The sequence below is a fragment of the Bradyrhizobium sp. ORS 111 genome (genome assembly GCF_045571485.1).
Classification (GTDB): domain Bacteria; phylum Pseudomonadota; class Alphaproteobacteria; order Rhizobiales; family Xanthobacteraceae; genus Bradyrhizobium.
Genome location: NZ_CP120701.1, coordinates 3,145,957 through 3,170,654, shown reverse-complemented (window position 1 = coordinate 3,170,654; position 24,698 = coordinate 3,145,957). Strand labels below are relative to the sequence as shown.

The 24,698-nt window shown below is 65.1% G+C and carries 26 protein-coding genes; 10 read left to right on the top strand and 16 right to left on the bottom strand.

What is annotated here, in order from left to right; translation table 11 throughout:
- The first annotated feature begins 197 nt into the window (after window positions 1–197).
- Window positions 198–428: a hypothetical protein gene (locus P6U30_RS14490; protein WP_407169658.1), complete on the top strand. Its 231-nt coding sequence runs from the start codon at window positions 198–200 to the stop codon at window positions 426–428.
- Between the two features lie 386 nt (window positions 429–814).
- On the opposite strand, the gene P6U30_RS14485 is transcribed toward P6U30_RS14490, so the two are convergent.
- The 7 genes from P6U30_RS14485 to P6U30_RS14455 form a co-directional block, all read right to left on the bottom strand.
- Complete coding sequence (locus tag P6U30_RS14485) at window positions 815–1,732, bottom strand: PhzF family phenazine biosynthesis protein (RefSeq protein WP_407169657.1); 918 nt, start codon at window positions 1,730–1,732, stop codon at window positions 815–817.
- A gap of 136 nt (window positions 1,733–1,868) precedes the next feature.
- Entirely contained in the window at window positions 1,869–3,110 is a 1,242-nt protein-coding gene (locus tag P6U30_RS14480) for an adenylate/guanylate cyclase domain-containing protein (RefSeq protein ID WP_407170451.1), read from the bottom strand.
- Between the two features lie 191 nt (window positions 3,111–3,301).
- A complete protein-coding gene (locus tag P6U30_RS14475) occupies window positions 3,302–4,465 on the bottom strand; it encodes an ABC transporter permease (RefSeq protein ID WP_407169656.1) in 1,164 nt (387 codons plus the stop codon).
- A complete protein-coding gene (locus P6U30_RS14470; RefSeq protein WP_407169655.1) occupies window positions 4,462–5,418 on the bottom strand; it encodes an ABC transporter ATP-binding protein in 957 nt (318 codons plus the stop codon). Before P6U30_RS14470 ends, P6U30_RS14475 begins: the two co-directional genes overlap by 4 nt.
- Window positions 5,415–6,200, bottom strand: a complete 786-nt coding sequence (locus P6U30_RS14465; protein ID WP_407169654.1) for an HlyD family secretion protein — start codon at window positions 6,198–6,200, stop codon at window positions 5,415–5,417. The genes P6U30_RS14470 and P6U30_RS14465 overlap by 4 nt, the downstream gene beginning before the upstream one ends.
- Window positions 6,197–6,922 (bottom strand): TetR/AcrR family transcriptional regulator, encoded by a 726-nt coding sequence (locus tag P6U30_RS14460; protein ID WP_407169653.1) that lies wholly within the window; start codon window positions 6,920–6,922, stop codon window positions 6,197–6,199. The genes P6U30_RS14465 and P6U30_RS14460 overlap by 4 nt, the downstream gene beginning before the upstream one ends.
- Window positions 6,923–7,525: 603 nt before the next feature.
- Window positions 7,526–7,936, bottom strand: a complete 411-nt coding sequence (locus P6U30_RS14455; protein WP_407170450.1) for a DUF2000 family protein — start codon at window positions 7,934–7,936, stop codon at window positions 7,526–7,528.
- A gap of 445 nt (window positions 7,937–8,381) precedes the next feature.
- Between P6U30_RS14455 and P6U30_RS14450 the strand changes: the two genes are divergently transcribed.
- On the top strand, window positions 8,382–9,170 hold the full coding sequence (locus P6U30_RS14450) for a DUF4239 domain-containing protein (RefSeq protein WP_407169652.1): 789 nt from the start codon (window positions 8,382–8,384) through the stop codon (window positions 9,168–9,170).
- Window positions 9,171–9,242: 72 nt separating this feature from the next.
- On the opposite strand, the gene P6U30_RS14445 is transcribed toward P6U30_RS14450, so the two are convergent.
- The 8 genes from P6U30_RS14445 to P6U30_RS14410 all read right to left on the bottom strand — a co-directional run bounded on the left by P6U30_RS14445 (window position 9,243) and on the right by P6U30_RS14410 (window position 16,174).
- Entirely contained in the window at window positions 9,243–10,847 is a 1,605-nt protein-coding gene (locus P6U30_RS14445; protein ID WP_407169651.1) for an NTP transferase domain-containing protein, read from the bottom strand.
- Window positions 10,844–11,545, bottom strand: coding sequence for an XdhC family protein (locus tag P6U30_RS14440; protein WP_407169650.1), 702 nt, complete (start codon window positions 11,543–11,545; stop codon window positions 10,844–10,846). Before P6U30_RS14440 ends, P6U30_RS14445 begins: the two co-directional genes overlap by 4 nt.
- A 2-nt stretch (window positions 11,546–11,547) precedes the next feature.
- Window positions 11,548–11,871, bottom strand: a complete 324-nt coding sequence (locus P6U30_RS14435; RefSeq protein WP_280977144.1) for an XdhC family protein — start codon at window positions 11,869–11,871, stop codon at window positions 11,548–11,550.
- A gap of 25 nt (window positions 11,872–11,896) precedes the next feature.
- The gene (locus tag P6U30_RS14430) at window positions 11,897–13,099 is read right to left on the bottom strand and encodes a vWA domain-containing protein (protein WP_407169649.1); all 1,203 of its coding nucleotides are present in this window, start codon (window positions 13,097–13,099) and stop codon (window positions 11,897–11,899) included.
- 119 nt (window positions 13,100–13,218) lie between these two features.
- Window positions 13,219–14,127, bottom strand: coding sequence for an AAA family ATPase (locus P6U30_RS14425; protein ID WP_407169648.1), 909 nt, complete (start codon window positions 14,125–14,127; stop codon window positions 13,219–13,221).
- 48 nt (window positions 14,128–14,175) lie between these two features.
- Window positions 14,176–14,982 carry a xanthine dehydrogenase family protein subunit M gene (locus P6U30_RS14420; RefSeq protein ID WP_280977140.1) on the bottom strand — a complete coding sequence of 269 codons (807 nt, stop codon included), beginning with the start codon at window positions 14,980–14,982 and terminating at the stop codon, window positions 14,176–14,178.
- A gap of 104 nt (window positions 14,983–15,086) precedes the next feature.
- Window positions 15,087–15,572, bottom strand: coding sequence for a (2Fe-2S)-binding protein (locus P6U30_RS14415; RefSeq protein WP_407169647.1), 486 nt, complete (start codon window positions 15,570–15,572; stop codon window positions 15,087–15,089).
- A gap of 155 nt (window positions 15,573–15,727) precedes the next feature.
- Window positions 15,728–16,174, bottom strand: a complete 447-nt coding sequence (locus tag P6U30_RS14410; protein WP_407151711.1) for an SRPBCC family protein — start codon at window positions 16,172–16,174, stop codon at window positions 15,728–15,730.
- 220 nt (window positions 16,175–16,394) lie between these two features.
- Between P6U30_RS14410 and P6U30_RS14405 the strand changes: the two genes are divergently transcribed.
- The 3 genes from P6U30_RS14405 (at window position 16,395) to P6U30_RS14395 (ending at window position 19,188) form a co-directional block, all read left to right on the top strand.
- Window positions 16,395–17,750: a 3-carboxy-cis,cis-muconate cycloisomerase gene (locus P6U30_RS14405; protein WP_407169646.1), complete on the top strand. Its 1,356-nt coding sequence runs from the start codon at window positions 16,395–16,397 to the stop codon at window positions 17,748–17,750.
- A gap of 120 nt (window positions 17,751–17,870) precedes the next feature.
- The gene (pcaD, locus tag P6U30_RS14400) at window positions 17,871–18,653 is read left to right on the top strand and encodes a 3-oxoadipate enol-lactonase (protein WP_407169645.1); all 783 of its coding nucleotides are present in this window, start codon (window positions 17,871–17,873) and stop codon (window positions 18,651–18,653) included.
- Window positions 18,654–18,795: 142 nt separating this feature from the next.
- Entirely contained in the window at window positions 18,796–19,188 is a 393-nt protein-coding gene (locus P6U30_RS14395) for a carboxymuconolactone decarboxylase family protein (protein ID WP_407169644.1), read from the top strand.
- Here P6U30_RS14395 and P6U30_RS14390 read toward each other — a convergent pair.
- Window positions 19,168–19,692: a hypothetical protein gene (locus P6U30_RS14390; protein WP_407151707.1), complete on the bottom strand. Its 525-nt coding sequence runs from the start codon at window positions 19,690–19,692 to the stop codon at window positions 19,168–19,170. The genes P6U30_RS14395 and P6U30_RS14390 overlap by 21 nt on opposite strands.
- A gap of 532 nt (window positions 19,693–20,224) precedes the next feature.
- Between P6U30_RS14390 and P6U30_RS14385 the strand changes: the two genes are divergently transcribed.
- Genes P6U30_RS14385 through P6U30_RS14365 form a run of 5 tightly spaced genes read left to right on the top strand, consistent with a single transcriptional unit; the run spans window position 20,225 to window position 24,558 of the window.
- A complete protein-coding gene (locus P6U30_RS14385; protein WP_066499910.1) occupies window positions 20,225–21,142 on the top strand; it encodes an ABC transporter permease subunit in 918 nt (305 codons plus the stop codon).
- A gap of 14 nt (window positions 21,143–21,156) precedes the next feature.
- A complete protein-coding gene (livM, locus tag P6U30_RS14380; protein WP_407169643.1) occupies window positions 21,157–22,479 on the top strand; it encodes a high-affinity branched-chain amino acid ABC transporter permease LivM in 1,323 nt (440 codons plus the stop codon).
- On the top strand, window positions 22,476–23,309 hold the full coding sequence (locus P6U30_RS14375; protein WP_407151705.1) for an ABC transporter ATP-binding protein: 834 nt from the start codon (window positions 22,476–22,478) through the stop codon (window positions 23,307–23,309). The genes livM and P6U30_RS14375 overlap by 4 nt, the downstream gene beginning before the upstream one ends.
- A complete protein-coding gene (locus P6U30_RS14370; protein WP_407169642.1) occupies window positions 23,306–23,827 on the top strand; it encodes an endonuclease domain-containing protein in 522 nt (173 codons plus the stop codon). Before P6U30_RS14375 ends, P6U30_RS14370 begins: the two co-directional genes overlap by 4 nt.
- Complete coding sequence (locus tag P6U30_RS14365; protein WP_407169641.1) at window positions 23,824–24,558, top strand: ABC transporter ATP-binding protein; 735 nt, start codon at window positions 23,824–23,826, stop codon at window positions 24,556–24,558. The genes P6U30_RS14370 and P6U30_RS14365 overlap by 4 nt, the downstream gene beginning before the upstream one ends.
- Window positions 24,559–24,698: the final 140 nt, after the last annotated feature.

Sequence of the window (24,698 nt, the reverse complement as noted above, 5' to 3'; positions counted from 1 at the left end):
CCGCTTCTAGCATTCGCATGTTACGTCGTTCTTCGCTGGGACTGGTATCTGCGACGGGTCGTCGAAACGGATGAACAGGTCTACTTGCCTGCACACTATGTCTTGACAGCGATCTGCATCGCTGGCGCTGGAATTGCCCAGCTTCCCCTATTGTTCGTGATTGACTGTCTGACCCGATACTAGTTGCGGAGCGTCGGATGCGCGTCTTTGTTTACATCGGTGTAGCGCTGTGGATCGGTATGGGCGTCATTATCTGGGTGTGGAATATGATTTTGCCTGCGCAGATGGTGAACAATCTCGTTCCGAAGCCGGAGCAGCGGCACCTCTACGGGGGACGCCAGTTTCAGAAAGACCCTGCGGACTACACAGAAGTTGGCCAACAATATCTCAAAAAGGCGAAACGAGCTGAGCTTGTTACTTTGGCGTAATTGCCCACGCCTTTCCTGGTTATCTGGATCGCAAGCCAATTTTAGTCTCGGTCGCCGACCGTTTCGTTCGTGCGGAGATTTCCGGAAGTGGCCCTTCTCGGACCGCGCACAATATCCGCTCCTTCGCCGCTGTTGGGGATAAGCGAACATCGCGGACTTATAAGCACGAGCCTCGAGCATGATGAGATCCGGCTCGCCTGAAGCGGTCGGGGGCTTACCTCTCCCTTGGGAGAGGTCGGCGCGTAGCGCCGGGTGAGGGAATACGGTCTCTCGTTAACACCGCGGCCCCTCACCCGATTTGCTACGCAAATCGACGCCTCCCCGTCGGGGCCCCTTCGGTGAACCGCATCTGTGGCGAAACCGATTCAGCTTGGCTTCATCCCGTTTTAGCCCTCCGCGCCCCGCACGTTCAGCGCCCCTTCCATCATTTTCACGCAGCCGCCGCCGACATGCACCGATGCGACCGCCCCGCCCTGCTTGCGCACCCGCGTCAGCAGCAAGCTTGGCCGGCCCATATCGACGCCCTGCCCGATCCGCAACCGCAACTCGCCGTCGCGCAGCGGATCGATATCCGCAAGCAGCGCCGCCGTGGCCGCCGTAGCGCTGCCCGTGGCGGGATCCTCGGACATCCCGCTCGCGCCCGGATGGAACATGCGCGCCTGCAGATCCAGCGGCTGCTCGCTTGCCGGCACGTCGCGTGTGTAGAAATAGAGGACATCACGTCCGATGCGCGCCCGCGCCCTGTCGAAGGCCGCGGCATCCGGCCGGGCCCGTTTCAGCGCCTCGCGCGAGGCGATCTCCACCGCCAGGAACGGCAGCCCGACCGAGACGACTTGCGGCGCGTGACGATCGGTTCTCACATCGCTTGCCGACAGTGAGAGGCACGCGGCCGCCTCGGCCGCGCTCACCTCGTTGGTCCGCTGCAGCTTCTCCGGCGCGGTCAGCTCGGCGCCGATCACGCGCCCGCCATCGGTGAGGATCTCGACAGGCACCAGCCCCGCCTTCTCCTCGAAGACCAGCCGCGCCGGGGCCTTTGCGGCCTGTGTTGCCAGTACGAACGCCGTGCCGACATTGGGATGGCCCGCGAACGGAATTTCCGAGCGCACCGTGAAGATGCGCACTTGGGCATCGTGCGCCGAGTCCTGCGGCGGCAGCACGAAGGTCGTCTCGGAATAGTTGAACTCGGTCGCGATCGCCTGCATCTGTGCCGTCGAGAGCCCGCCGGCGTCGAGCACCACGGCGAGCGGGTTGCCGCCGAACGCCTGGTCGGTGAAAACGTCGACGGTGATATAGCGCCGCTGCATCTTTCCTGTCCTCACGCTTGCCGATCGTCATCGACCGGACGCTCGGATCGTAACACGGGCGAGAGAACGCTCTTCAGAGCATTCGGTGCAATCAAGTCTTGGACCCGAAACAGCTCGCGCAGCGATGCCGGTATGCCTACCCCAATTGCCAGACCGGGACAGGGCGGTCGTAGCCCCTCACCGGCACCTCGCCGCGCGGCACGGCATCCTTGCCGTGGTCACCGAGCGCATCGCGCACCGCGGAGGAGATCAGGAATTGCGAACCGAGCTCCTTGTTGAGCGCCTCGAGCCGCGCGGCGAAATTCACGGTGTCGCCGATCACGGTGTATTCCTTGCGCCGCGGCGAGCCGATATTGCCGGCGACGACCTCGCCAACGTGAACGCCGATGCCGATCCGCAGCGGCCAGCTCGACGACTCATTGGCGCGCTCGTTCGCCGCAAGCATCTCGCGCGCGGCCGCGACCGCATGCTGTGCAGCATCGCCTGACTCAAGCGGCGCGCCGAACAGCGCAAGAAAGCCGTCACCGAGAAACTTGTTCACGATGCCGCCATGGCGATCCAGGATGTCGACCAGCACGGCGAAGGCGCCGTCGAGCCGGTCCACCACCTCCTGCGGCGAGCGCGTGCGGGCGCTGGCGGTGAAGCTGCGGAAGTCGACGAACATCACCGCGACGCGCCGGATGTCGCTCTCCGTACTCGCCCCTTCGGCAATCAGCCGTTCGACCACCTGCGGCGAGACGTGCTGACCGAACAGATTGGTAATGCGGTCGCGCGCCGTGGCAGCCGCGATGCTGGCCTCGAACTGCCGGCGCAGTTGCATGCCGACCGCGCCGGCGAGCACGCCGCAGATCAGGACGATCGTGCTGCGCGCCGCGTGATAGTAGACACCCTGTTCCGCCGCGCCGGGTCCTGCGGGGTGGAAGAACACCGCCATGTAGAACAATTCCGACGCCGCAACGAAGCCGGTAAAAGTCGACAGCCAGAAATCGAGCCGCAGCGTCGAGAGAATGATGAAGACGAAATAGACCAACGGCGCCACGAAGCCGAGCGCCTGCTCCGGCCCCATGCTGTTGATGTGCATGCCCAGCACGACGGTCGGCAGCGACGTCTCGACCACGACGCCGATGTAGCGGCGGATCACCGGCAAGTCGCGTCCCTTGCGTATGTGCCAGGTGATCGCGCCATGCACCCACAGTTCGAACAGGATCAGCGGAATGATAACGTAGAAGACGTAGACGGGGCTGAGATTGCCGCGCCAGACGCGGCTGACCGCCTCGGGCGCGAGGAAGTCAATGGCGAGACTGACTGCGCCGAGCACGACAGCGGTACCGATCAGCACCCTGATGCGGAGCAATTCCGTGCGCATGACCTCGCGCATCAGCGCGTGATGGAAGTCGGCCGATACGGACGCGAGTTGCACCGCAGTTTTCTGTTTGCGCCAGAGCCCGATCACTTCCTAACCCGTCATCCCGGGGCGATGCGTCGCATCCAACCCGGACTCTCGAGGTTCCGGGTTCGTCGCTGCCGCGACGCCCGGAACGACGATAACCAACTTCTCACATCCTAAGCTCAATCCAGCGTGCGGCGGAAGCGTGTCACCGCGACCGTCATCGCGAACAACATCAAGGCGGCAAGCGCGATCGTGTCATATTGCAGGTTCTGCATGCCGGCGCCTTTCAGCATGATCGCACGGACGATCCGCACAAAATGGGTCAGCGGCAGCACCTCGCCGATATATTGCGCCCAGACCGGCATGCCTGCGAACGGAAACATGAAGCCGGAAAGCAGGATGCTCGGCAGGAAGAACATCATCGAGAGCTGCATCGCCTGTAGCTGGTTCTGCACGATGGTCGAGAAGGTGTAGCCGATCGACAAGTTGGTGGTGATGAACAGCGTGGTCAGCAACCCGAGCAGCAGCAGACTGCCGAGGACCGGCACGCCGAACAGCAGGACGCCGATGCCGATGATCAATGCGGCCTGCACGAAGCCGACGATCACGTAAGGAATGATCTTCCCGAACATCACCTCCACCGGCTTGATCGGCATCGACAGCAGGCTCTCCATGGTGCCGCGCTCGATCTCGCGCGTCACCGAGAGCGCGGTAAAGATCAGCATGGTCATGGTCAGGATGGTGCCGACCAGGCCGGGCACGATGTTGAGCCGCGATTCCGCCGCCGGATTGTAGCGGGCATGAGCGCGGATCTCGAACGGCATCTCGGGCGGATCGCCGATATGCAGATCGTGCGCCAGCGCAGATTGCACCAGCGGCCCCAGCGCGCCCAACGCCGAACCGGCCGCCACCGGATCGGTGGCGTCGGCCGCGACCAGCAGCGCCGGCTTGTCGCCGCGCCGCACCGCGCGCTCGAACCCGCGCGGGATCTCGACGCCGAACAGCACCTTGCCGGACTGCAAGAGATCGTCGAACTCCTCGACGTTGTGCACCTCGCGGGTGAAGCGGAAATAGGCGGTGTTCTCCATCGCCTTCAGGATCGAGCGACCGAGGTCGGTGTCCTCCTGCAACAGCACCGCGGTCGGCAAGTGGCGCGGCGTGGTGTTGATGGCGTAGCCGAACAACAATAGCTGCATCACCGGGATCATGATGATCATGGCGAACGATACGCGGTCGCGGCGAAGCTGGATGAATTCCTTGACCAGCATCGCATAGCTGCGCCGCCAGAAGCCGAAGGCCGGCTCCCTTTGTTCGCCATTTCGGGTCGTATCAGTCGCGCTCATTGGAAATTGTCCTTCGAGCGCCCCATCAGATCGATGAAGACATCTTCAAGCGACGGCTCGCTTGCCTGCCAGTGCCATTTCGCATCGTCGCGATACGGCGCAATAGCCGCCTCAAGCGCCGCCTTGTCGCGGCCGGAGACGTGCAGGCTGGTGCCGAACGGCGCCACCATGTCGATTCCGGGCTTGCCGGTCAGCTCGGCCGGCAGGCCGTTGAGATCGTCGCCGGTCACCGTGTAGGTCGATAGCGCGGAGTTCGCGATCACCTCGTCCACGGTGCCGCGGACCAGGAGGTGGCCGTAAGCGATATACGCGATCTCGTGGCAGCGCTCGGCCTCGTCCATGTAGTGGGTCGAGACCAGCACGGTGAGTCCTTCGGCGGCGAGCGCGTGGATCTCGTTCCAGAAATCGCGCCGCGCCTTCGGGTCGACGCCGGCGGTCGGCTCATCCAGCAGCAGCAGTTGCGGATTGGGCAGCGTGCATGCACCGAGTGCCAGCCGCTGCTTCCAGCCGCCGGACAATTCGCCGGCGAGCTGTTCCTCGCGCCCTCTGAGCCCGATCCGGGCGATCATGTCGGCTGCGGCGCCGCGCGGGTCCGGCAGGCCATAGAGCCGCGCGACGAATTCGAGGTTCTCCCGCACCGAGAGATCCTGGTAAAGGCTGAAGCGCTGGGTCATGTAGCCGACCTTGCGCTTGATCTTGTCGGCGTCGCGCCGGATGTCGTAGCCGAGGCAGGTGCCGCTGCCGCTGTCGGGCGTCAGCAGGCCACAGAGCATGCGGATCGTCGTGGTCTTGCCGCTGCCGTTGGGGCCGAGGAAGCCGTAGATCGAGCCGCGCTTGACCTGCATCGACAAGTCATGGACCACCTCGCGCCCGCCGAACGATTTGGACAGGCCCTCGACATCGATGGCGATGCCAGGTGCGGTGGACCGCGCGTTGGTCGAGGCGCCGTTCATTGCCGGTCCGCCACCGGAGTCTTGGGGTTGAAATAGATGCTGATCGGCTGACCGACGCGCAGCGCATCGGGGCGGCTTGGCCGCGCCTGGATCAGGTAGACCAGCTTGTTGCGCTCATCGAGGCTGTAGATGACGGGCGGGGTATATTCGGCCGTGGTGGCGATGAAATAGATCTTGGCGGTGAGATCGGCGGCGCAGTTGTCGCAGGTGACCCTCACCTCGTCTCCGATCGCAAGCTTCGGCAGCTCGCTCTCCGGCACGAAGAAGCGCAGCTTCATGTTGCCGGGCGGCATGATCGACAGCACCGGCCGCTGCGCCTGCACCATCTCCCCCTCGCGGAAATAGATCTGCTGGACCGTACCGGCGATCGGCGCGAAGCCCTTGCGCCGGTCCAGCCGGGTCTGCGAGGTCTTGACGCGGGCCTCGGCCACACGCAGCGACGAGACCGCGGAATCCAAAGTCGCCTGGGTGCCGGCGCCGGTGTTCCTCAAGGACGCAGCGCGGTCATAACTCTGCTGCGCGTTGGCCAGCGTCGCATTGCTCTGGTTGAGATCGGCCTTCTGCAAATCGTCGTCGACGGAATAGAGCAGATCGCCCGGCTTGACCTCGTCGCCTTCGCGCACATTGAGCTTGATGACCCGGCCGGATTCGTCGGGACTGACGAAGATCATGTCGGCCTCGACCCAACCCTGGAAGCCGGGATCCCGCGTATCCTTGCAGCCGGCGAGCACCGCCGTCAGCGCGAACACCGCCAGCAGCTTCACCGCGTGCGACGAGGTCATGACGCCCTCCGTTCGCCGAAGATCAGATCGAGATGAACCCTGAACATCGCGATCGCGTCCAGCGGCGCATGCCTGGCGAACAGGCTCTGCCAGATCACCGCGACGATCGCGGGCGCGACGAGCAACTGGGGGAATTGCGCAAGCTGTTTCTGCCGGATCTCGCCACGCGCGATCCCGAGCTGGACCAAGGCGGTCATGCCCGCCAGCCCCTTCGACACCACCTCGCGGAAATAGAAGTCGGCGAGCGCCGGAAAGCGCGGTCCTTCGGCCACGATCAGGCGGATGATGTCGGCGCGCGGAGTCGCGACGATCTCGCGGATAAAGGTCTCCGCGAACCGCTCCACCGCATCGCGCACCCGACCTGCGATGGCGGGCGGCGCGGCCATCCGATCGATCAAGGGCACCAGCGCGGTACGGATCAGCTCCTCGAACATCGATTCCTTGTCCTTGAAGTGCAGGTAGATGGTGCCCTTGGCGACCCCCGCCCGCTTGGCGATGTCGTCGAGCCGAGTTGCGGCAAAGCCGCGCGCGACGAACTCCTCCATCGCCGCCGCGACGATCGCGGCGCGCCGCTCCGCCGATCTCTCGGAGCGGTTCGCGGCTCGCGCGGCACCCAGCGGGTTCGGCGAGGTCACCTTCGGGACATTGGCCGAGGCGGCCCTCGCGATGGTCCGGCGGCTTGCGGCGGGCGTTGCGATCGATGGTTTGTTGCGCTTTGCCATAGTCACGTTATGACTGACTGGTCAGTCAGTGTCAATACCGGAAGATCGGAATACCCCGCCGGGTATCCCGGGGTCTGCCGCCGGGTATCGAGGGATCCCGCGCCTGTCGCCGCGCAACTACGTCTCGCGACAGGGTTCGTGCGAGCTTTGCGTAACCGGAGCAATCCCGGCTCTCCCTGCGCGACGGGTTACGGCTTATAGGTGCTCGCCCCGGCGACCACTCGTGACGATCGCGAAGCGCCCCTCAGGCGGGCGAGACGGGTGAGTCACCATTACGATAAACCGAACTATTTTTGCGCGAGGCGCTTGCCACGTCGGGCAGCCCAGTGACTGGCGCGTCAGGGACGCACCGGTGGGCGGGTTCCCTCCCCCCTTGCGGAGGAGGGTTAGGGAGAGGGGTAGCCACACGACGCGCCCTCTCCGCATTCGTCACAACGACAGGCAAACGACGTTGCGAGCACACTGTCCACATCGATGATCTCGCCCGCGGCTTACCCCTCTCCCCCAACCCTCCCCCGCAAGGGGGGAGGGAGCCCGAACAGGGGTGCTCACCTTACACGAGCTCACATTGACGCTCACGCTCGACACGCCATGCATCCATTGCTAGCTGTGAAACTTCAACCCATCGAGAATCTTGTCGACCACCTTGCGCTCGGCGCGGATGGCGAGACCGACGAGATTGAGATCGGCACGCGCGACCGCCCTCACCGACTCGCGGTTGGCGGCGTCATGTGTGGTCTTGAACATGTCCTCGGTGTAGAGCGCAGGCACCACGTTGCGGGTGAGCGCGCGCTCCAGCGCCCGCAACAGCGCAGGCCGATCAGCGCCGTAGATCAGGATCGGCTGGCCGATCAGGGACAGATATTTTGTCCCCGAGCCGTCTTCGTAATTCTCGCCGACGCATTCCGGGTAGGAAGCCGCGATACCGCCGGACAGAAAGGACGCGACGTTGAGCTTCTGCCAGACTTCAAGGTCGTTGCGGATCACGACCGCGATCTTGGTGTCGAACTGCATGGCGCAAATGTAGCGGAAGATCATCGGACAAGACCAGCACAATGCGCACATGGCAGATGCCGCGGCATGGCGAGAGCTGCCCCGAACCTGATCTCGGAGCGGCTGCCGACACGTCCGCCTTGGTCGCGCAAAGCCGTTCGCACCGAGAAGGAAGGCAATGGTCAGTTCCTGGGCCGTGTAGTAGGTTCGGCAACCACCAGCATATTTCGAGGCATTGCATCATGATCAGCAAGGCCGATGTTGTTGAAGACCATTCGTGGTCTGAATCTGAATTGCAGACCGAAGCCGCCTGGCACTACCGTCACTTTTGCGGCGCCGTCTGAGTAGCATTGCACCCCGGATGTCGCTGCGCTCATCCGGGCCACGTACCCCAATCGAAATAGTGGCGTACGCATCGAGCGTATGGCCGAAACGCATTTCAACCCACGCTGGGGAAACACCCAAGATGAGCAACTGGATACATAATCTTTCAGTGCCCTGGATGGCGCTGGTGATCTTTGGCTTTACCTATCTTCTTGCCATCCTGGTTTTCGCAGTCGTTACGATCCTGGCGACGAAGGAGCGCGCGGCTTCATTCAAATCGATCTCGCCCGGCATATTGCCGGTGCTTGGCATCCTGTTCGGCCTGTTCGTCGCTTTCGTCGCGGCACAGGTCTGGGGCGACAGCGACCGTGCCGGCGCGGCGGTGAGCCGCGAAGCGAGTTCGCTGCGCGCGATTGTGCTGCTCGCCGGCGCCCTGCCGCCGGAGCAGGCGACGCGCGTGCGCGGCCTCGTACGCGACTACATTGAGCGGACGGTCGCCGAGGAATGGCCGATGATGGCGCTGGAAGCGGCCTCGCTCAAGCCGGCTCCTCCCGCCCTCACCGAGGCGCTGCAGCTTGTGGTCGCGATTCCGACGCAGAGCTCGGGCCAGCAGACGGCGCAGCGCGAAATCGTCGCCGCGCTGGAGTCGGCGCTGGATGCGCGGCGACAGCGGATCATCATCAGCCAGTCCGAAGTCAATCCGGTGAAGTGGTGGTGCCTCTATTTGCAGGCCATCTGCGAGCTGCTGGCGATCGCGCTCGTCCACTGCGACAACCGGCTCGGATCGGCGATCGCAATGGGACTGTTCGCCAGCGGGGTTGCAACCGCGGTGTTGCTGATCGCCGCGCACGACCGGCCGTTCACCGGTGAGATCTCGATTGCGCCCACGCCATTGCTGCAGATCATGCCGGACAAGGAGGCAGGCCGGTAGCCGCTATAGCGGCCCACAGCCACCGAACGTGGTAATTGCGCGAGGCTGTGGCCGCTATCCCACCGACAACAATTACCCGCGCCGTGCGGCTTCGAGTGCCTGCGGGGTGTCGATGTCGAGGAAGGCGCTGTCGCCTTCAACCGGCACCTCGGCAACCGCCTCGGCGTGCTTGGCGATCAGATGGCGGGCGCCGACGTCGCCGTCGAGCGTCATCAATTCCTTGAAGAAGCGGCGCGACCACAAGACAGGATTGCCGCGGCGGCCCTCGCTGACCGGCACCGCGATCAGGTGGCCGCGGTCGGGCGCGAAGGTCTCGATCAGACGATCGATCAATTGGGCCGAAATCAACGGCATGTCGCCGAGGCAGACGATGGCGCCATCGGCATTGTCGGAGACCGCCGTGATGCCTGCTTTCACGGAGCTCGCGATCCCGCCGGCGAAATCCGGATTGCGGACGAACTTCACCTTGAGACCGTCAAGCGTCTGCTCGACCAGTTCGCCCTGATGCCCGGTGACGACGATCACCTCCGACGCCTTGGAAGCCAGTGCCTGCTCGGTGACGATGCGCACGAGCTTCTTGCCGTCGATCTCGGCCAGCAGCTTGTTGGGGCCACCCATCCGGGTCGAGCGCCCGGCCGCGAGCACGATTGCCGCGACGTTGCGGTTGCCCTCGGTGTCCGGAACGGTGCGCGGCTGTGGCCGCGTCACAATCTCCATCAGGAGGCCGCCGACGCCCATGCCGGTGAGATCTGATCGCGTCACCTTGATGCCGGCCAAAAGCCGCATCAGCACCCAGTCGAAGCCGTTCTCGACCGGCGAGCGCGCGCAGCCCGGCGCGCCCAGCACCGGGACGCCGCCGGCACTGCCGATCAGAAGCAGATTGCCGGGATCGACGGGCATGCCGAAATGCTCGACCGCGCCGCCGATCTCGGTGATAGCGGCCGGGATCACGTCGCGCCGGTCTGCGATCGCGGAAGCACCGAACACGATGACAAGCTCGGCCCCCAAGCCGAGCAATTCCTTGATCGCGGCCGCAAGCGCCGCCTCGTCATGCGGAATGCGCCGCTCGGCGATGATCGCGGCTCCCGCCGGCGCCAGCCGCTCCGCGGTCACCCGCAGCGTCTTGTCGATCACCTTGGGCACGAGGCCCGGCAGCATCGTCGAGACCACGCCGACCTTCTTGATCACGTAAGGCGCGATCCGCAGCGTATCCTTGCCCGCCACCGCAACCGCCGCGTCGCGCAGCCTGGCTTCGACGCCGAACGGGATCAGCTTGACGGTCGCGATCATCTCGCCTTCGACCACCGGCTTAAAGGCCGCGAGCGTGGCGAAGGTGATGGCCTCGTCGACGCCGTTGATGCGGTCGACCGCGGCGCGATCGACCACCAGCACGCCGGGGCGCGCCGCGAACAGATTGGCGCGGCCGGTGAAGGCGCGCTCGACATTGACGCCGTCGCCCGCCACCGCCTGTGCGATGCTGGCGGCCGCGACGTCCTCGGAGACGTCGCCCTGCTCGAGCCGCACCACGACGATCTCGTTGACGCCGGCCTTGGTGAGCGCCTCGACCTCCGCGGGCCCGATCGTGGTGCCTTTCTTGAGCACCAGCGAGCCCTGGCGGAGCGTGTGCACGGTGACGCCGCCAATCGCGTCGGCCGGACTGGCGGGACCGAACTTCATGCCGCTTCTTCTTTTTCTTTGGGCGGAAGGCGCAACTGCGCGGTGATCTCGGCCATGATGGCGACCGCGATCTCCGCCGGCGACACCGCGCCGATGTCGAGGCCGATCGGCGCGTGGATGCGCGCGATGTCGCTGTCCTTCGCGCCCTGCGCACGCAGCCGCTCGGCGCGCTTGGCATGGGTCTTCCGCGAGCCCAGCGCGCCGATATAGAAGCAGCCGCGATCGAAGGCGTGCAGCAGCGCCGGATCGTCGATCTTGGGATCATGGGTCACCGCGACGAAGGCGGTGTAGGGATCGATGTTGAGCGGCGGCAGCGCGACGTCGGGCCATTCCGCGATCAGCGGCACGTCGGGAAAGCGCTCGGGGCTGGCAAAGGCAGTGCGTGGATCGACCACCGTGACGTCATAGTCCAGCGCGCGCGCCAGCGGCGCCAGCGCCTGGCTGATATGGACCGCGCCGATGATCACGAGCTTGGCGGTCGGCGCGTAGACGTTGAGAAACAGCTTCTTAGCCCCGACCTCGACATTGCCGCTCTTGCCCATCCGCAACTGCTTTGCAAGCTCGGCGTGGAGCGGATCGGCAGCGATGTCCTTGGCTTTCACCAGGCGCTGCTCGCCGTTCGAGGTGTCGGTGACGACGATGACCGGGCGGCGCGCGGCCCGCTCGGCATTCAGTTCTTTCAGGGTTTCGAGCTTCACGGCTAGCCGACCTTCTCGACGAACACGCGGATGGTGCCGCCGCAGGACAGGCCGACATTCCAGGCCGTCTCGTCGGCGACGCCGAATTCCAGCATCTTGGGCTGGCCGCTCGAAATCACGTCGAGCGCCTCGGTGACCACAGCGCCCTCGACGCAGCCGCCGGACACCGAGCCAAGGAAGGTGCCCTCGTCATTGATGACGAGACTGGAGCCCGCCGGACGCGGCGCCGAGCCCCAGGTGTCGACCACGGTGGCGAGCGCCACGCCGTGGCCCTGCTTCTGCCAGGTCTCGGCGGCCTGAAGAATGTCTTCGTCGCGGTTCAGCATGGCGGCCTCCTGTTCGGATGCTTCTTTAGGCTACGGAGCGGATCAGGCTGCGATGATGCGCCGGCGGCGGGGATGACAGCGCCTCGATCAGCCCCTTGATGGAGGTCAAGTTATGCACCGGGCGGAATTCGTCAACGTGGGGCAACATCATTTTGATGCCTTGGGCCTTGGCCTCGAAGCCGGAGTAGCGCAACAGCGGGTTGAGCCAGATCAGGCGGCGGCAGGAACGGTGCAATCGGTCCATCTCGAAGGCCAGTTTGGCATCGGCCTCCCGTTCTAGTCCATCGGATATAAGGAGTACGATCGCCCCCTGCCCCAGCACCCGGCGGGCCCAGAGCTGGTTGAAGCTGTGCAGCGAGGTCGCGATCCGCGTCCCCCCGGCCCAATCCTCCACCGAGGACGAGCAGCTCGCCAGCGCCTCGTCCGGATCGCGCTGCCGCAACGCCCGCGTCACATTGGTGAGCCGGGTGCCGAACAGGAATACCGAGACGCGCTTGCGGGCATCGGTGATGGCATGCAGGAAATGCAGGAACAGGCGGGTGTATTCGCTCATCGAGCCGGAGATATCGAGCAGCGCCACGATCGGCGCCGGCTTCTCGATCCGGCCGAGCTTTCTGATGTCGATGATCTCGCCGCCGGTGCGCAAGGAGTTGCGCACGGTGCGGCGCATGTCGAGCCGCAAGCCCCGCATGTCCGGCTGGTAGCGGCGGGTCACGAGCTCGGCCTGCGGCAGCCGCATCAGGGCGATCTCCCTGACCACCTCGGCGATCTCGGCCGCAGTCATCTGCGCGAAGTCCTTCCTCTGCAGCACCTCCTTGTCGGACACCGAGAGCTTCAGCTCCTGCTCCTGGGCCTGCGGCCGCTCGTCGCGGGTGGCAGGCTGCGACATCGCCTCCTGGACGCGGCGCGAGGCCGGCGGTGGCTTCTTCTTGGCGTGGTCGGGCAGCGGCACCGAGTCCAGCATGCTCTTCCACTCCTCGGCGGCGCGGAAGAACAGGTCGAAGGCCTGGCGGAAGATCAGCGCGTGCTCGTGGCGCTTGACGAAGATCGCTTCCAGCGTGGCGTAGAAATCCGCGCGGTTGCCGACCTCGATCAACTGCAGCGCATTCAGCGCGTCGATCACCGAGCCGGGACCGACCGGAAGCCCGGCCGCCCTGAGCGCGCGGGCAAAGCCGATGACGTTGTCGGCCATATGCCCGGTCGGCGGCGCAAGGTGATTGATCGCCATGTTGTCTTTGCCTCGTCATTCCGGGGCACGCGCAGCGTGAACCCGGAATCTCGCGCTACAAACTCCAGATTCCGGGTTCGCACTTCGCGCGCCCCGGAATGACGGTTGCAACGCGCGAGCTAGATGTCGCTCGTCGCGTCCTTCAATGTCTTCTGCAGCGCATCGCCCTGCATGCGCGCGATATCGTCCTGGTACTTGAGCAGCGCGCCCAACGTGTCGCCGACCACCTGCGGCGTCAGCGAGCGCGCGTCGAGCTCGGACAACGCGGTCGCCCAATCGATGGTCTCGGCGACGCCCGGCGACTTGTAGAAGTCCTGGTTGCGCAGCGCCTGCACGAAGCGGACGACCTGCTGCGACAGCTTTGCCGAGATGTTCGGCACCCGCGACTTGACGATCGCGAGCTCGCGCTCGGCGGTGGGATAATCCACCCAGTGATAGAGGCAGCGGCGCTTCAGCGCGTCGTGGATCTCGCGGGTGCGGTTCGAGGTGATGATCACGATCGGCGGCGCCGGCGCCTTCACGGTGCCGAGCTCGGGGATCGTCACCTGGAAGTCGCTGAGGATTTCCAGCAGATACGCCTCGAACGCCTCGTCGGCGCGGTCGAGCTCGTCGATCAACAGCACCGGGGGACCCGCGACATCGGGCTCGAGCGCCTGCAGCAGCGGTCGCTTGATCAGGAAGCGCTCGGCGAAGATGTCGCTAGCGAGCTGGTCGCGGTCGGTGTCGCCGGAGGCTTCCGCGAGCCGAATCGCGATCATCTGCGCCGCGCTGCTCCACTCGTAGACGGCGGAGGCGACGTCGAGGCCTTCGTAACATTGCAGGCGGATCAGCTTGCGCCCGAGCGCTGATGACAGCACCTTGGCGATCTCGGTCTTGCCGACGCCGGCCTCGCCCTCGAGAAACAGCGGCCGGCCCATGCGCAGCGCGAGATAGGTCACTGTCGCCAGCGACCGTTCGGCAAGATAGCCGCGCGAGCTCAAGAGCTCCACGAGCGCATCGACGGAAGTGGGAAACGCCGATGCACTCATGGAACGGCCAATCTTGAAGCAGGAGTTAGCAAAATCACGCCTTGGTCTTTAGCCCTTGGCGGTCGCGGCTTCCACGGCCCTGCGCGCCAGGACGCCGATCAGATGCGCGCGGTATTCCGCGCTGCCGTGCAGGTCGCTGTTCAACCCTTCGGCCGGAACGGTCATGCCGTCGAGCACCTTGTGCGAGAAGCGCTTCTTCAGGGCCTCCTCGAACGAGGTGACGCGGAACACACCGTCCGAGCCGGCACCGGTCACCGCGACGCGCACGTCGGACGGACGCTTGGCCACGAACACGCCTACCAACGCGTAGCGCGACGCCTGGTTGCGGAATTTCACATAGGCCGCCTTCTTCGGCAGCGGGAACATCACCCTGGTGATGATCTCGTCCGGCTCCAGCGCGGTCGAGAACAGGCCCTGGAAAAACTCCTCGGCCTTGAGACGGCGCTTGTTGGTGACGATGGTCGCGCCCAGCGCCAGCACCGCCGCCGGATAGTCGGCGGTCGGATCGTTGTTGGCGAGCGAGCCACCGATGGTGCCGCGGTGACGCACGGCCGGATCGCCGATCCCGCCGGCGAGCTCGGCGAGCGCCGGGATCGCCTCGCCGACGATCGGTGAAGTCGCCACATCGGCATGCTTGGCGGTGGCGCCGATCACCAGCGAGCGGCCCTTCATCTCGATCGTGTCGAGACCTTCGATGTGCGAGAGGTCGACCAGATGCGGCGGGCTTGCCAGCCGCTGCTTCATGACCGGCACCAGGGTGTGACCACCGGCGATCAGCTTGGCGTCCTCGTTCTTCACCAGGAGGTTGGCGGCCTGCCGCACGGTCCCGGGACGATGATATTTGAATTCGTACATTGGAATGTCCTGATCGCGTGTCGCGATAGTTACTGGAGCATGATCTGTTCGGAAAACCGCTTCACGCTTTGCGCTAACGCGGCCCTCCGGGGCCGGATCATGTTTTAGGCGATGTCCGACTTCGCCATCGCCTTGGCGCCGGCGGCGATCGAAGCGACGATATTCTGATAGCCGGTGCAGCGGCAGAGATTGCCTTCCAGCTCCTCGCGGATCACCTCATCGCTGAGATCGTGGCCCTTGCGATGGACCAGGTCGACCGCGGTCATGATCATGCCGGGCGTGCAGAAGCCGCACTGCAGGCCGTGATGCTCGCGGAAGGCCTCCTGCATCGGATGCAGCGGCGCGCCGTCCGGCGCGAGCCCCTCGATGGTGCGGACCTCATGGCCGTCGGCCATCACCGCGAGCGTCGTGCACGACTTCACCGCCTTGCCGTCCAGATGCACGACGCAGGCGCCGCACTGCGAGGTATCGCAGCCGACATGCGTCCCCGTCAGCCGCAGATTTTCGCGCAGAAACTGAACCAGAAGGGTACGGGGGTCGACGTTCGCGGTAACGGGATTGCCGTTCACGATCATTGAAATCTTGGCCATCAGCACTCTCTTATCTGCCCTGCCGCACATCGGCAGAACAGGCGGTTTAAAATCATTCCAGACGGCATAATATGGGCGGGCCCCCCAATGAGCAACCTTTCGAGCCACTCATCCAGGGCATGGCCGGACCGGTGTGATCCAGTCTGGCGTCAGGGCTAACCCTGCACCGCCTTGGCAAAATTGGCAAAGAATTCGTCGGCCAGTTTCTTGGCGGCGCCGTTGATCAGGCGTTGGCCGAGCTGGGCGAGCTTGCCGCCGATCTGGGCCTCGACGTTGTAGCTCAGCAGCGTGCCGCCATCCTTGTCGGCCAGCGCGACGGTGGCGCCGCCCTTGGCGAATCCGGCAACTCCGCCCTCGCCCTCGCCTGATATCTTGTAGCCGTTGGGCGGGTCGAGATCGCTCAACGTGACCTTGCCCTTGAAGCGGGCCGAGACCGGTCCGACCTTCATCTTGGCTGTGGCGCGGAAGCCATGCTCGTCGGTCTTCTCGAGCTCCTCGCAACCGGGGATGCAGGCTTTCAACACCTCGGGATCGTTGAGCTTGTCCCACACGGTCTGGCGCGCCGCCGCAAGCTGGACTTCGCCGGTCATCGTCATGGCCATGGGGGACCCTCCTTGTCGCTAGAACCTTCGTCTTTCCAACTAAAGCAGCCGGCGAACAAAGGAAAGGGCACCTTCGGAGGATGAGCGATGCATATTCGCAACCGCAGCAAGACGATCTCGCTATTCACAAAATTGCGTAATCGACGTTGTGGTTGGATAACGTCCGCGAGCCGCGGCCAGGCATTGGCACGGGCGCGCCGGAGTGGTTAGGTCGCACGCCATGAGCACAGCCCTCTCTCCCCTGCTTGCGCCGATGCTGTCGAGCGCCGCGATGCGCGCGATCTGTGACGACGCGGCTTACCTGCAGAACATGCTGGACTTCGAGGCCGCGCTGGCCCGCGCCGAGGCCGCCCGCGGCGTGATTCCCAAGCAAGCCACAGGGCCGATCGGCGCTGCCTGCCGGGGCGAATCAATCGACCGCGACGCGCTGGCGGACGCCGCGACGCGATCGGGCAATCTGGCGATTCCCCTGGTCAAGGCGCTGACCGCCAATGTCGCCAAGGCCGATGCCGAGGCGGCCCGCTACGTGCATTGGGGCGCGACCAGCCAGGACGTGATCGACACAGCAACGATGCTGACGGTGCGCGCCGGGATCGACCCGCTGCTCGCCGATCTCGATCGCGCCGTCGCGGGCTTTGCCAAACTGGCACGCGCTCATCGCAGCACCGCGGTGGTGGCGCGCACCTGGCTCCAGCACGCGCTGCCGATGCCGTTCGGATTGAAGCTCGCCGAATATGCCGCGGCGCTGCACCGTTCCCGCACGCGGCTGCGACGCCTGCGCAAGGAGACTCTGGCACTGCAATTCGGCGGCGCCGCCGGGACGCTGGCCGCGCTCGGCGACAAGGGGCTTGCGGTCGCCGAGCAGCTTGCGAACGAATTGGACCTGCCGCTGCCCGCCGCGCCCTGGCACACCCATCGCGACCGCATCGCGGAGGTGGCCGCGGTGTTCGCGATAACAGCGGGCACCTGCGGCAAGATCGCGCGCGACGTCTCGCTGATGATGCAGACCGACGTCGCCGAAGCCTTCGAGCCAGCCGGTGTTGGCCGCGGCGGCTCCTCCACCATGCCGCACAAGCGCAACCCGGTGGCCGCGGCGAGCGCGCTCGGCGCCGCCACCATGGCGCCCAACTTCGCGGCGACGATCTTTGCCGCGCAGGTTCAGGACCACGAGCGCAGCGCCGGTCCGTGGCACGCGGAATGGCCCACCCTGCCCGCCTTGATGCTGGTCACCTCGGGCGCGCTTGCCGCGATCGTCGATCTCGCCGAGGGGCTGGAGGTCGACGTGGGACGGATGCGCGCCAATCTCGACGCGACCGGCGGGCTGATCATGGCCGAAGCGGTGGCGATGGCGCTCGCCGAGACAATCGGCAAGAGCGATGCCCATCATGTGATCGAGACCGCCAGCAAGCGGGCTGTCGCAGAGAAGAAGCATTTGCGCGAGGTGCTGAGCGCGGATGCAAAGGTCACCGCGCATCTCGATGCCGCTGCAATCGCAAGATTGTTCGAGCCGATGGCCTATCAGGGCGCTTCGCAGATGCTGATCGACCGCCTGCTGGCCTCGCTGGATGAAAAGTAGCAAGAATGGGATTGCCGGGCTTGACCGGGCAATCCATCGCAAGAGACTCTTCGCTAGATGGATGCGCGAGGGAGGAAAGACGCGCTTCGCGCTTTCGCCGCGCGTGAAAGGATTAAGCCGATGCCAATGATCGACGCCGATGGATGCCTGCTCAATGTCCAGGTCGACGGCCGCGACGGCGGCCCGACGCTGATGCTGTCGAACTCGCTCGGCTGCACCCTGCAGATGTGGGAGCCGCAGATGAAGGCGCTGACGCAGATGTTCCGCGTCATCCGTTACGACCGCCGCGGCCACGGCAAATCGAGCGTGCCGCCCGGCCCCTACTCGATGGAGCGCTTCGGCCGCGACGTGCTGGCGATCCTCGACGACCTCAACATCGAGAAGGTGCACTGGTGCGGGCTGTCGATGGGCGGCATGGTCGGGCAATGGCTCGGCGCCAACGCGCCCGAACGATTCGGCAAGATCATCCTCTCCAACACCTCCTGCTACTATCCGGATCCGACCAACTGGCTGAACCGCATCAGGGCGGTGAAGGAAGGCGGCATCGCAGCGGTCGCGGACACCGTGATCGCCGGCTGGCTGACCGCAGATTTCCGTGAGCGCGAGCCTGAGACCACGGCGCGCCTGAAGGCGATGCTGCTCGCCTCTCCTGTTGCGGGCTATCTCGCCTGCTGCGAGGCGCTCTCCACACTCGACCAGCGCGCGCTGCTGCCAAAGATCAAGAGCCCGACCCTGGTGATCGCGGGACGGCAGGACATGGCGACGCCGGTGTCGGCGGCGGAAATGATCCGCAGCGGCATCCCTGGCGCCAGCATGACGCTGCTCGATGCCGCGCACATTTCCAATGTCGAGCAGTCACACGCTTTCACCGAGGCCGTGGTCGGCTTCCTGACGCAACGCTAACAGCCAAGGGCGTCATTGCGAGGAGCGTAGCGACGAAGCAATCCATGCTTCCGCAAGTGGTGAGATGGATTGCTTCGCGGAGCCTGTCATCCGGCGGCGCTCCGCGCCGACCGGGTGGCTCGCAATGACGAAGGAGACAGCCATGGACGACAACCAACGCCGCGATGCCGGCATGACGCAGCGCCGTCAGGTGCTCGGCAACGAATGGGTCGACAAGTCGATCAAGAACCGCAACGCGTTCAACACCGACTTCCAGGACCTGATCACCCGCTATGCATGGGGCGACATCTGGACGCGGCCGCACTTCGATCATCGCACGCGGCGCCTGCTGGTGATCGGCACCATGGTCGCGCTCGGCCAGTGGGACGAATTTCGCCTGCATGTGCGGGCGGCGCTCACCGAGGGCGGCTTCACGCCGGACGATATCAAGGAAATCCTATTGCAGCAGGCGATCTATTGCGGCGTGCCGGCTGCCAATCACGCCGTCAAGGAAGCCAATGCGATCATCGCCGAATTAGGGCTGCTGAAGGGATAGCTTGCCGGCCGGCGCTGATGCCTTGGCAGCGCCTGCATCGACAGGAGACCTCACCGGCTTCTCGACCAGCATCACGATCGCGGTGCCGAGCAGCATCAGTAGCTCGGCGGCATGCATGCGCAGCGCTTCCAGCTCGCCGACGTTCGAGGCCAGCAGCATGCTGGTGAAGCTGAGCACACTGCCGAGGCAGAGCGCGACGGCGAGCGCTTCGTCGCAGGCGCCGCTCTTGCGCAGCGATGGGCGAGTCAGCATCACAAGAAAGACCGCGAAGAACGCCACCACCGTGATCCGCGCCAACGCCAGCAGCCAGGCGAGCCGCACGGTCGCCATCTTGGCGAGTTGCAGATGATCGCTGGCGTACAGCGCGATCGAGACGCTCGGCCGCTCATAGAGCCCGTGGATCGGCGAGGCCATGATATTGAAGGCGATCAGCGTCCAGACCGGGATGAAGTAGGCCGCGAGCAGCGCGCCGTTGCATGAACTGATCCGCCAATTGCTGGACATGTCGCTTCCCACGCTTGCGCGGCCCTGTGCGGGCGGCTGACTGGCGAGCTAACGCCGTCGGACGGCTAGCGGCAATTTAAACCCTTTGTTAACCCTAACTCCCAGGGGATTGCCTTGGGGCCCTCTTTTTCTGAAGCAAGGATTTCTGCTGGCCGCGGTTCCAGCCGACGGCCGGCCGGGGTTGGCCGCTCGCTCCATCTCGGGAAGCATGGGGACGAGCCACCCTCCAGCCCGATCCGGAGTTTCGATGGAACAACGGTTCCGGCGCGATCATTGTGTGACAACGGAACCGCACCCCCCAAAGTAGTTATGTACAAGCCCCTCCTGCGGCCGCCGGCACTGTTGCCGCGGCTGTAGTTCCGCTGTTAGAAAATGATACGACGCGTCGGCTCAGGCTGCCGGGGCCCTCGCCGCGTCACTCTCGACGTAGCGTTTTCGAGCGAAGTGGAGACCGGTTCGCGTGAAGAAAACGCGTTCAAAGCAAAACGAGAGCCTGTCTGGTTCTCCATCGAACGGGCTCTAGCGGCGGCGCATGGATTATTTCGCTCAGCAACTGATCAACGGCCTCGTGCTCGGCTCGATCTACGGCCTGATCGCCATCGGCTACACGATGGTTTACGGCATCGTCGGCATGATCAACTTCGCCCATGGCGACATCTTCATGATCGGCGGCTTCATCGCCCTGATCTCGTTCCTGGTGCTGGTCTCGCTCGGCCTCACCGCGATCCCGGTGATCCTCCTGATCGTGCTCCTGGTCTCGATGGCGATCACCGCGCTTTATGGCTGGACCATCGAGCGGATCGCCTACCGGCCGTTGCGGCATTCGTTCCGCCTCGCGCCGATGCTCTCGGCGATCGGCATGTCATTCGTGCTGACCAACTTCTCGCAGGTGTCGCAGGGCGCGCGAGTAAAGCCGGTACCGCCGATCATCACCGGCGGCTACACGCTGCATGAAGGCGCGGAGGGCTTCGCGGTACAGCTCTCCAACATCCAGATCCTGGTGGTGCTCGCCACCATCGTGGTGCTTGCGCTGTTCACCTGGCTGGTCTCGCGCACGCGGCTTGGACGCGACATGCGCGCCTGCGAGCAGGATCAGACTATGGCAGCATTGCTCGGTGTCGACGTCGACCGCACCATCTCGATGACCTTCGTGATCGGCGCCGCGCTCGCCGCCGTCGCCGGCATGATGTACCTGCTCTATTACGGCCTGGTCGATTTCTTCATGGGCTTCGTGGCCGGCATCAAGGCGTTCACCGCCGCCGTGCTCGGCGGCATCGGCTCGCTGCCCGGCGCGATGCTCGGCGGGCTCGCAATCGGCCTGATCGAGACGTTTTGGTCAGCCTATTTCTCGGTCGAGTACAAGGACGTTGCCGCATTCTCGATCCTGATCGTGGTATTGATCTTCATGCCCACCGGCCTGCTCGGCCGTCCCGAAGTCGAAAAAGTCTGACGAGGCTGCACTACGTGAGCGCGACACCAGCCCGCCCCCACGCTTCGCAGCCCTCGGGCAGCGCCTTCATCCTCAAGAAAGCCCTGATCAGCGCGGCCGTCGCGCTGGTCCTGTTCTCGCTGATGATCGGCTTGCGCACCGAGGCCGGTCCCGAAGGCAGTCTGATCTATTGGACGCGGTTCGGCGATCTCGCCGCCATCGTCGGAATCGTATTCGGCGGCAGCATCATCATCGAGCTGCTGCGACAATGGTGGGGCCCGGTCGATACCGACCGGGTTGTTCCCAAGCCGCTGCAAGCCGCGACGTCCTTCGTGGGGCGCTGGCTCGCGCCGGCGCTGCTGGCGTTCACCTTGTTTGTCCCGGTGATATTCTACAATCAGCGCTACATTCTCGACCTCGCCATCCTGGTCCTGACTTATGTGATGCTGGGCTGGGGCTTGAACGTCGTGGTCGGTCTCGCCGGCCTGCTCGATCTCGGCTACGTCGCCTTTTACGCCGTGGGCGCCTATTCCTACGCGCTGCTCGCCACCAATTTCGACCTGTCGTTCTGGGTGTGCCTGCCGCTCGCCGGCATCCTGGCAGCGCTGTGGGGCGTGATGCTCGGCTTCCCGGTGCTGCGGCTGCGCGGCGATTATCTCGCCATCGTCACGCTTGCCTTCGGCGAGATCATCCGTCTGGTCATCATCAACTGGCAGAGTCTGACCGGCGGCCCGAACGGCGTGTCGGGAATTCCGCGTCCGACCGTATTCGGTATCCCGCTCGACAACAGCGATGATGGGCTCGCGGCCAAGCTCGGCATCGAGTTCTCGCCGACCCATCGCCTGGTCTTCCTGTTCTACCTGATCTTGGCGATGGCGCTGCTCACCAACTGGGTGACGATCCGGCTGCGGCGGCTGCCGATCGGTCGTGCCTGGGAGGCGCTGCGCGAGGACGAGGTCGCCTGCCGCGCGCTCGGCATCAACACCACGACGACCAAGCTGACCGCGTTTGCGACCGGCGCGATGTTCGGCGGCTTTGCCGGCGCGTTCTTCGCCACGCGCCAGGGCTTCATCAGCCCGGAATCGTTCACCTTCCAGGAATCGGCGCTGGTGCTCGCGATCGTCGTGCTCGGCGGCATGGGCTCGCAGCTCGGCGTCGCGCTGGCCGCGCTTACCATGATCGGCGGCTTCGAGCTGTTCCGCGGCCTCGACCAGTACCGCATGCTGGTGTTCGGCATGGCCATGGTGCTGCTGATGATCTGGCGGCCGCGCGGGCTGATCGGCCATCGCGCCCCGACCGTATTCCTGGAGCGGCAACAAGCGATCTCGTCCGACCTCGTCAAGGAGGGCCACGGATGAGCGTCGACAACATCCTCACCGTCGACCATCTGATGATGCGCTTTGGCGGCATTGTCGCGGTCAACGACCTCTCCTTCGCCGCCGAACGGCGCAAGATCACCGCGCTGATCGGCCCGAACGGTGCCGGCAAGACCACGGTCTTCAATTGCATCACCGGCTTCTACCGGCCGAGCGGTGGCGCCATCCGTCTGACTCATGACGACGGCCGCGTCATTCAGCTCGAGCGGTTGAACGATTTCCGCATCTCCAGGCAGGCCAAGGTCGCGCGCACCTTTCAGAACATCCGGCTGTTTCCCGGCATGACCGCGCTGGAGAACCTGATGGTCGCCCAGCACAACGCGCTGATGCGCGCCTCCGGGCTGACCTTCCTCGGCCTGATCGGCGCACCGGTGTGGCGCCAGGCCGAGCAGCGCGCCATCGAGCTGGCGCGGACCTGGCTCGGACGCGTCGGGCTGCTGGCGCGCGCCGACGACGCCGCCGGCAACCTGCCCTATGGCGACCAGCGGCGGCTCGAGATCGCGCGCGCGATGTGCACCGAGCCCGCGCTGCTCTGCCTCGACGAGCCGGCGGCCGGCCTGAACGCGCGCGAGAGCGGCGCGCTCAACGAGCTCCTGCTGTCGATCCGCGCCGAGCAAGGCACCTCGATCCTGCTGATCGAGCACGACATGTCGGTGGTGATGGAGATCTCCGATCACGTCGTGGTCATGGACTACGGCGTCAAGATCGCCGAGGGCACCCCGCAAGCCGTGCGCGACGACCCCAAGGTGATCGCCGCCTATCTCGGCGCCGACGAAGAGGAAGCGATCGCCGTGATGGAGAGCACCCCGTGAGCGCGGCCGCCAAAGGTGACACCTCCCCCTGCAAGGGGGAGGTCGACCGCGAAGCGGGCGGGTGGGGGTCCCGCTTTTCCCGCACCAAAGATATGACGGCACGTGCACGCTCCCTCCGCGCGAACTTGACCGAAGCAGAAGCGCGGCTCTGGCAATCGTTGCGTCGCGATCAACTCAACGGTTTCTCGTTTCGCAAGCAGCACCCGATCGGACCATATACGGTCGACTTCTATTGCTCGCGCCTGCGTCTCGCTGTCGAGGTCGATGGTGGACAACATGCTGAGGAACGCAAGCAAAGCGACGACCGCCGAACGCAATGGCTGGCCGAGAAAGGCGTGACCGTCATCCGCTACTGGAACAACGATGTGCTGTCGAATTTGGAGGGTGTGCTGAGCGACCTGCTCGCGCAAATCGAGAGATTGGCGCAAGCGGCGCCAACCCCCACCCCAACCCTCCCCCTTTCAGGGGGAGGGAGAACTAGCGTCGTCACGGCGGGCGAGAAGGAGAGCGGGTCATGACCACACCCCTGCTCGCGGTCCGCGGCCTGCGCGCCGCCTATGGCAAGATCGAGGCGCTGAAGGGCGTCGACGTCGAGATCAATCCCGGCGAGATCGTGGCGCTGATCGGGGCCAACGGCGCCGGCAAGTCGACGCTGATGATGACGATCTTCGGCAAGCCGCGTGCCCGCGCCGGGCGGATCGAGTTCGATGGCCACGACATCACCGGCGTGCCGACCCACGAGATCGCGCGGCTGCGGATCGCGCAGTCGCCGGAAGGACGCCGGATCTTTCCACGCATGAGCGTGGCGGAAAACCTGCAAATGGGCGCCGATGCCACTGACAGCAGCGAGGCCGAACGCGCCGTCGCGCTGGAACGCGTCTTCGCGTTGTTCCCGCGGCTGAGGGAACGCGTCGCGCAGCGCGGCGGCACGCTGTCGGGCGGCGAGCAGCAGATGCTCGCGATTGGCCGCGCGCTGATGAGCCGGCCGCGCCTCTTGATGCTGGACGAGCCTTCGCTCGGCCTGGCGCCGCTGATTGCGCGACAGATCTTCGAGGCCATCCGCACGCTGAACCGGCAGGATGGCCTTACCGTGCTGATCGTCGAGCAGAACGCCAACCATGCACTGAAGCTCGCCCATCGCGGCTACGTCATGGTCAATGGCCTGATCACACTGGCGGGAACTGGCAACGAATTGCTGCAGCGCCCAGAAATCCGCGCCGCCTATCTGGAAGGCGGCCGCCGCGGCTAGCCTGCGCCGCAATCCCCTTGCAGCACGATGCTGCGCGCGAAGCATCCAATTGCCTGAAAATTGCCGGTGACTTCGCCGGAAAATCAGCCGAGAATGGAGCCGGTTATTGAACCCGCCTGCCGGGTTCTTCCCAAGAGGCA

Excerpts from the sequence above, each read along its gene's own strand:
- P6U30_RS14385 (WP_066499910.1), top strand. The coding sequence starts at position 20,225 with ATGGATTATTTCGCTCAGCAACTGATCAACGGCCTCGTGCTCGGCTCG.
- P6U30_RS14415 (WP_407169647.1), bottom strand. The coding sequence starts at position 15,572 with ATGGCCAAGATTTCAATGATCGTGAACGGCAATCCCGTTACCGCGAAC.
- P6U30_RS14490 (WP_407169658.1), top strand. The coding sequence starts at position 198 with ATGCGCGTCTTTGTTTACATCGGTGTAGCGCTGTGGATCGGTATGGGC.
- P6U30_RS14410 (WP_407151711.1), bottom strand. The coding sequence starts at position 16,174 with ATGGCCATGACGATGACCGGCGAAGTCCAGCTTGCGGCGGCGCGCCAG.
- P6U30_RS14375 (WP_407151705.1), top strand. The coding sequence starts at position 22,476 with ATGAGCGTCGACAACATCCTCACCGTCGACCATCTGATGATGCGCTTT.
- P6U30_RS14450 (WP_407169652.1), top strand. The coding sequence starts at position 8,382 with ATGAGCAACTGGATACATAATCTTTCAGTGCCCTGGATGGCGCTGGTG.
- P6U30_RS14425 (WP_407169648.1), bottom strand. The coding sequence starts at position 14,127 with ATGAGTGCATCGGCGTTTCCCACTTCCGTCGATGCGCTCGTGGAGCTC.
- P6U30_RS14470 (WP_407169655.1), bottom strand. The coding sequence starts at position 5,418 with ATGAACGGCGCCTCGACCAACGCGCGGTCCACCGCACCTGGCATCGCC.
- P6U30_RS14435 (WP_280977144.1), bottom strand. The coding sequence starts at position 11,871 with ATGCTGAACCGCGACGAAGACATTCTTCAGGCCGCCGAGACCTGGCAG.
- P6U30_RS14460 (WP_407169653.1), bottom strand. The coding sequence starts at position 6,922 with ATGGCAAAGCGCAACAAACCATCGATCGCAACGCCCGCCGCAAGCCGC.
- P6U30_RS14420 (WP_280977140.1), bottom strand. The coding sequence starts at position 14,982 with ATGTACGAATTCAAATATCATCGTCCCGGGACCGTGCGGCAGGCCGCC.
- P6U30_RS14465 (WP_407169654.1), bottom strand. The coding sequence starts at position 6,200 with ATGACCTCGTCGCACGCGGTGAAGCTGCTGGCGGTGTTCGCGCTGACG.
- P6U30_RS14395 (WP_407169644.1), top strand. The coding sequence starts at position 18,796 with ATGGACGACAACCAACGCCGCGATGCCGGCATGACGCAGCGCCGTCAG.
- P6U30_RS14405 (WP_407169646.1), top strand. The coding sequence starts at position 16,395 with ATGAGCACAGCCCTCTCTCCCCTGCTTGCGCCGATGCTGTCGAGCGCC.
- P6U30_RS14430 (WP_407169649.1), bottom strand. The coding sequence starts at position 13,099 with ATGGCGATCAATCACCTTGCGCCGCCGACCGGGCATATGGCCGACAAC.
- P6U30_RS14455 (WP_407170450.1), bottom strand. The coding sequence starts at position 7,936 with ATGCAGTTCGACACCAAGATCGCGGTCGTGATCCGCAACGACCTTGAA.
- P6U30_RS14390 (WP_407151707.1), bottom strand. The coding sequence starts at position 19,692 with ATGTCCAGCAATTGGCGGATCAGTTCATGCAACGGCGCGCTGCTCGCG.
- P6U30_RS14445 (WP_407169651.1), bottom strand. The coding sequence starts at position 10,847 with ATGAAGTTCGGTCCCGCCAGTCCGGCCGACGCGATTGGCGGCGTCACC.
- pcaD (WP_407169645.1), top strand. The coding sequence starts at position 17,871 with ATGCCAATGATCGACGCCGATGGATGCCTGCTCAATGTCCAGGTCGAC.
- P6U30_RS14480 (WP_407170451.1), bottom strand. The coding sequence starts at position 3,110 with ATGCGCGAGGTCATGCGCACGGAATTGCTCCGCATCAGGGTGCTGATC.
- P6U30_RS14365 (WP_407169641.1), top strand. The coding sequence starts at position 23,824 with ATGACCACACCCCTGCTCGCGGTCCGCGGCCTGCGCGCCGCCTATGGC.
- P6U30_RS14475 (WP_407169656.1), bottom strand. The coding sequence starts at position 4,465 with ATGAGCGCGACTGATACGACCCGAAATGGCGAACAAAGGGAGCCGGCC.
- P6U30_RS14485 (WP_407169657.1), bottom strand. The coding sequence starts at position 1,732 with ATGCAGCGGCGCTATATCACCGTCGACGTTTTCACCGACCAGGCGTTC.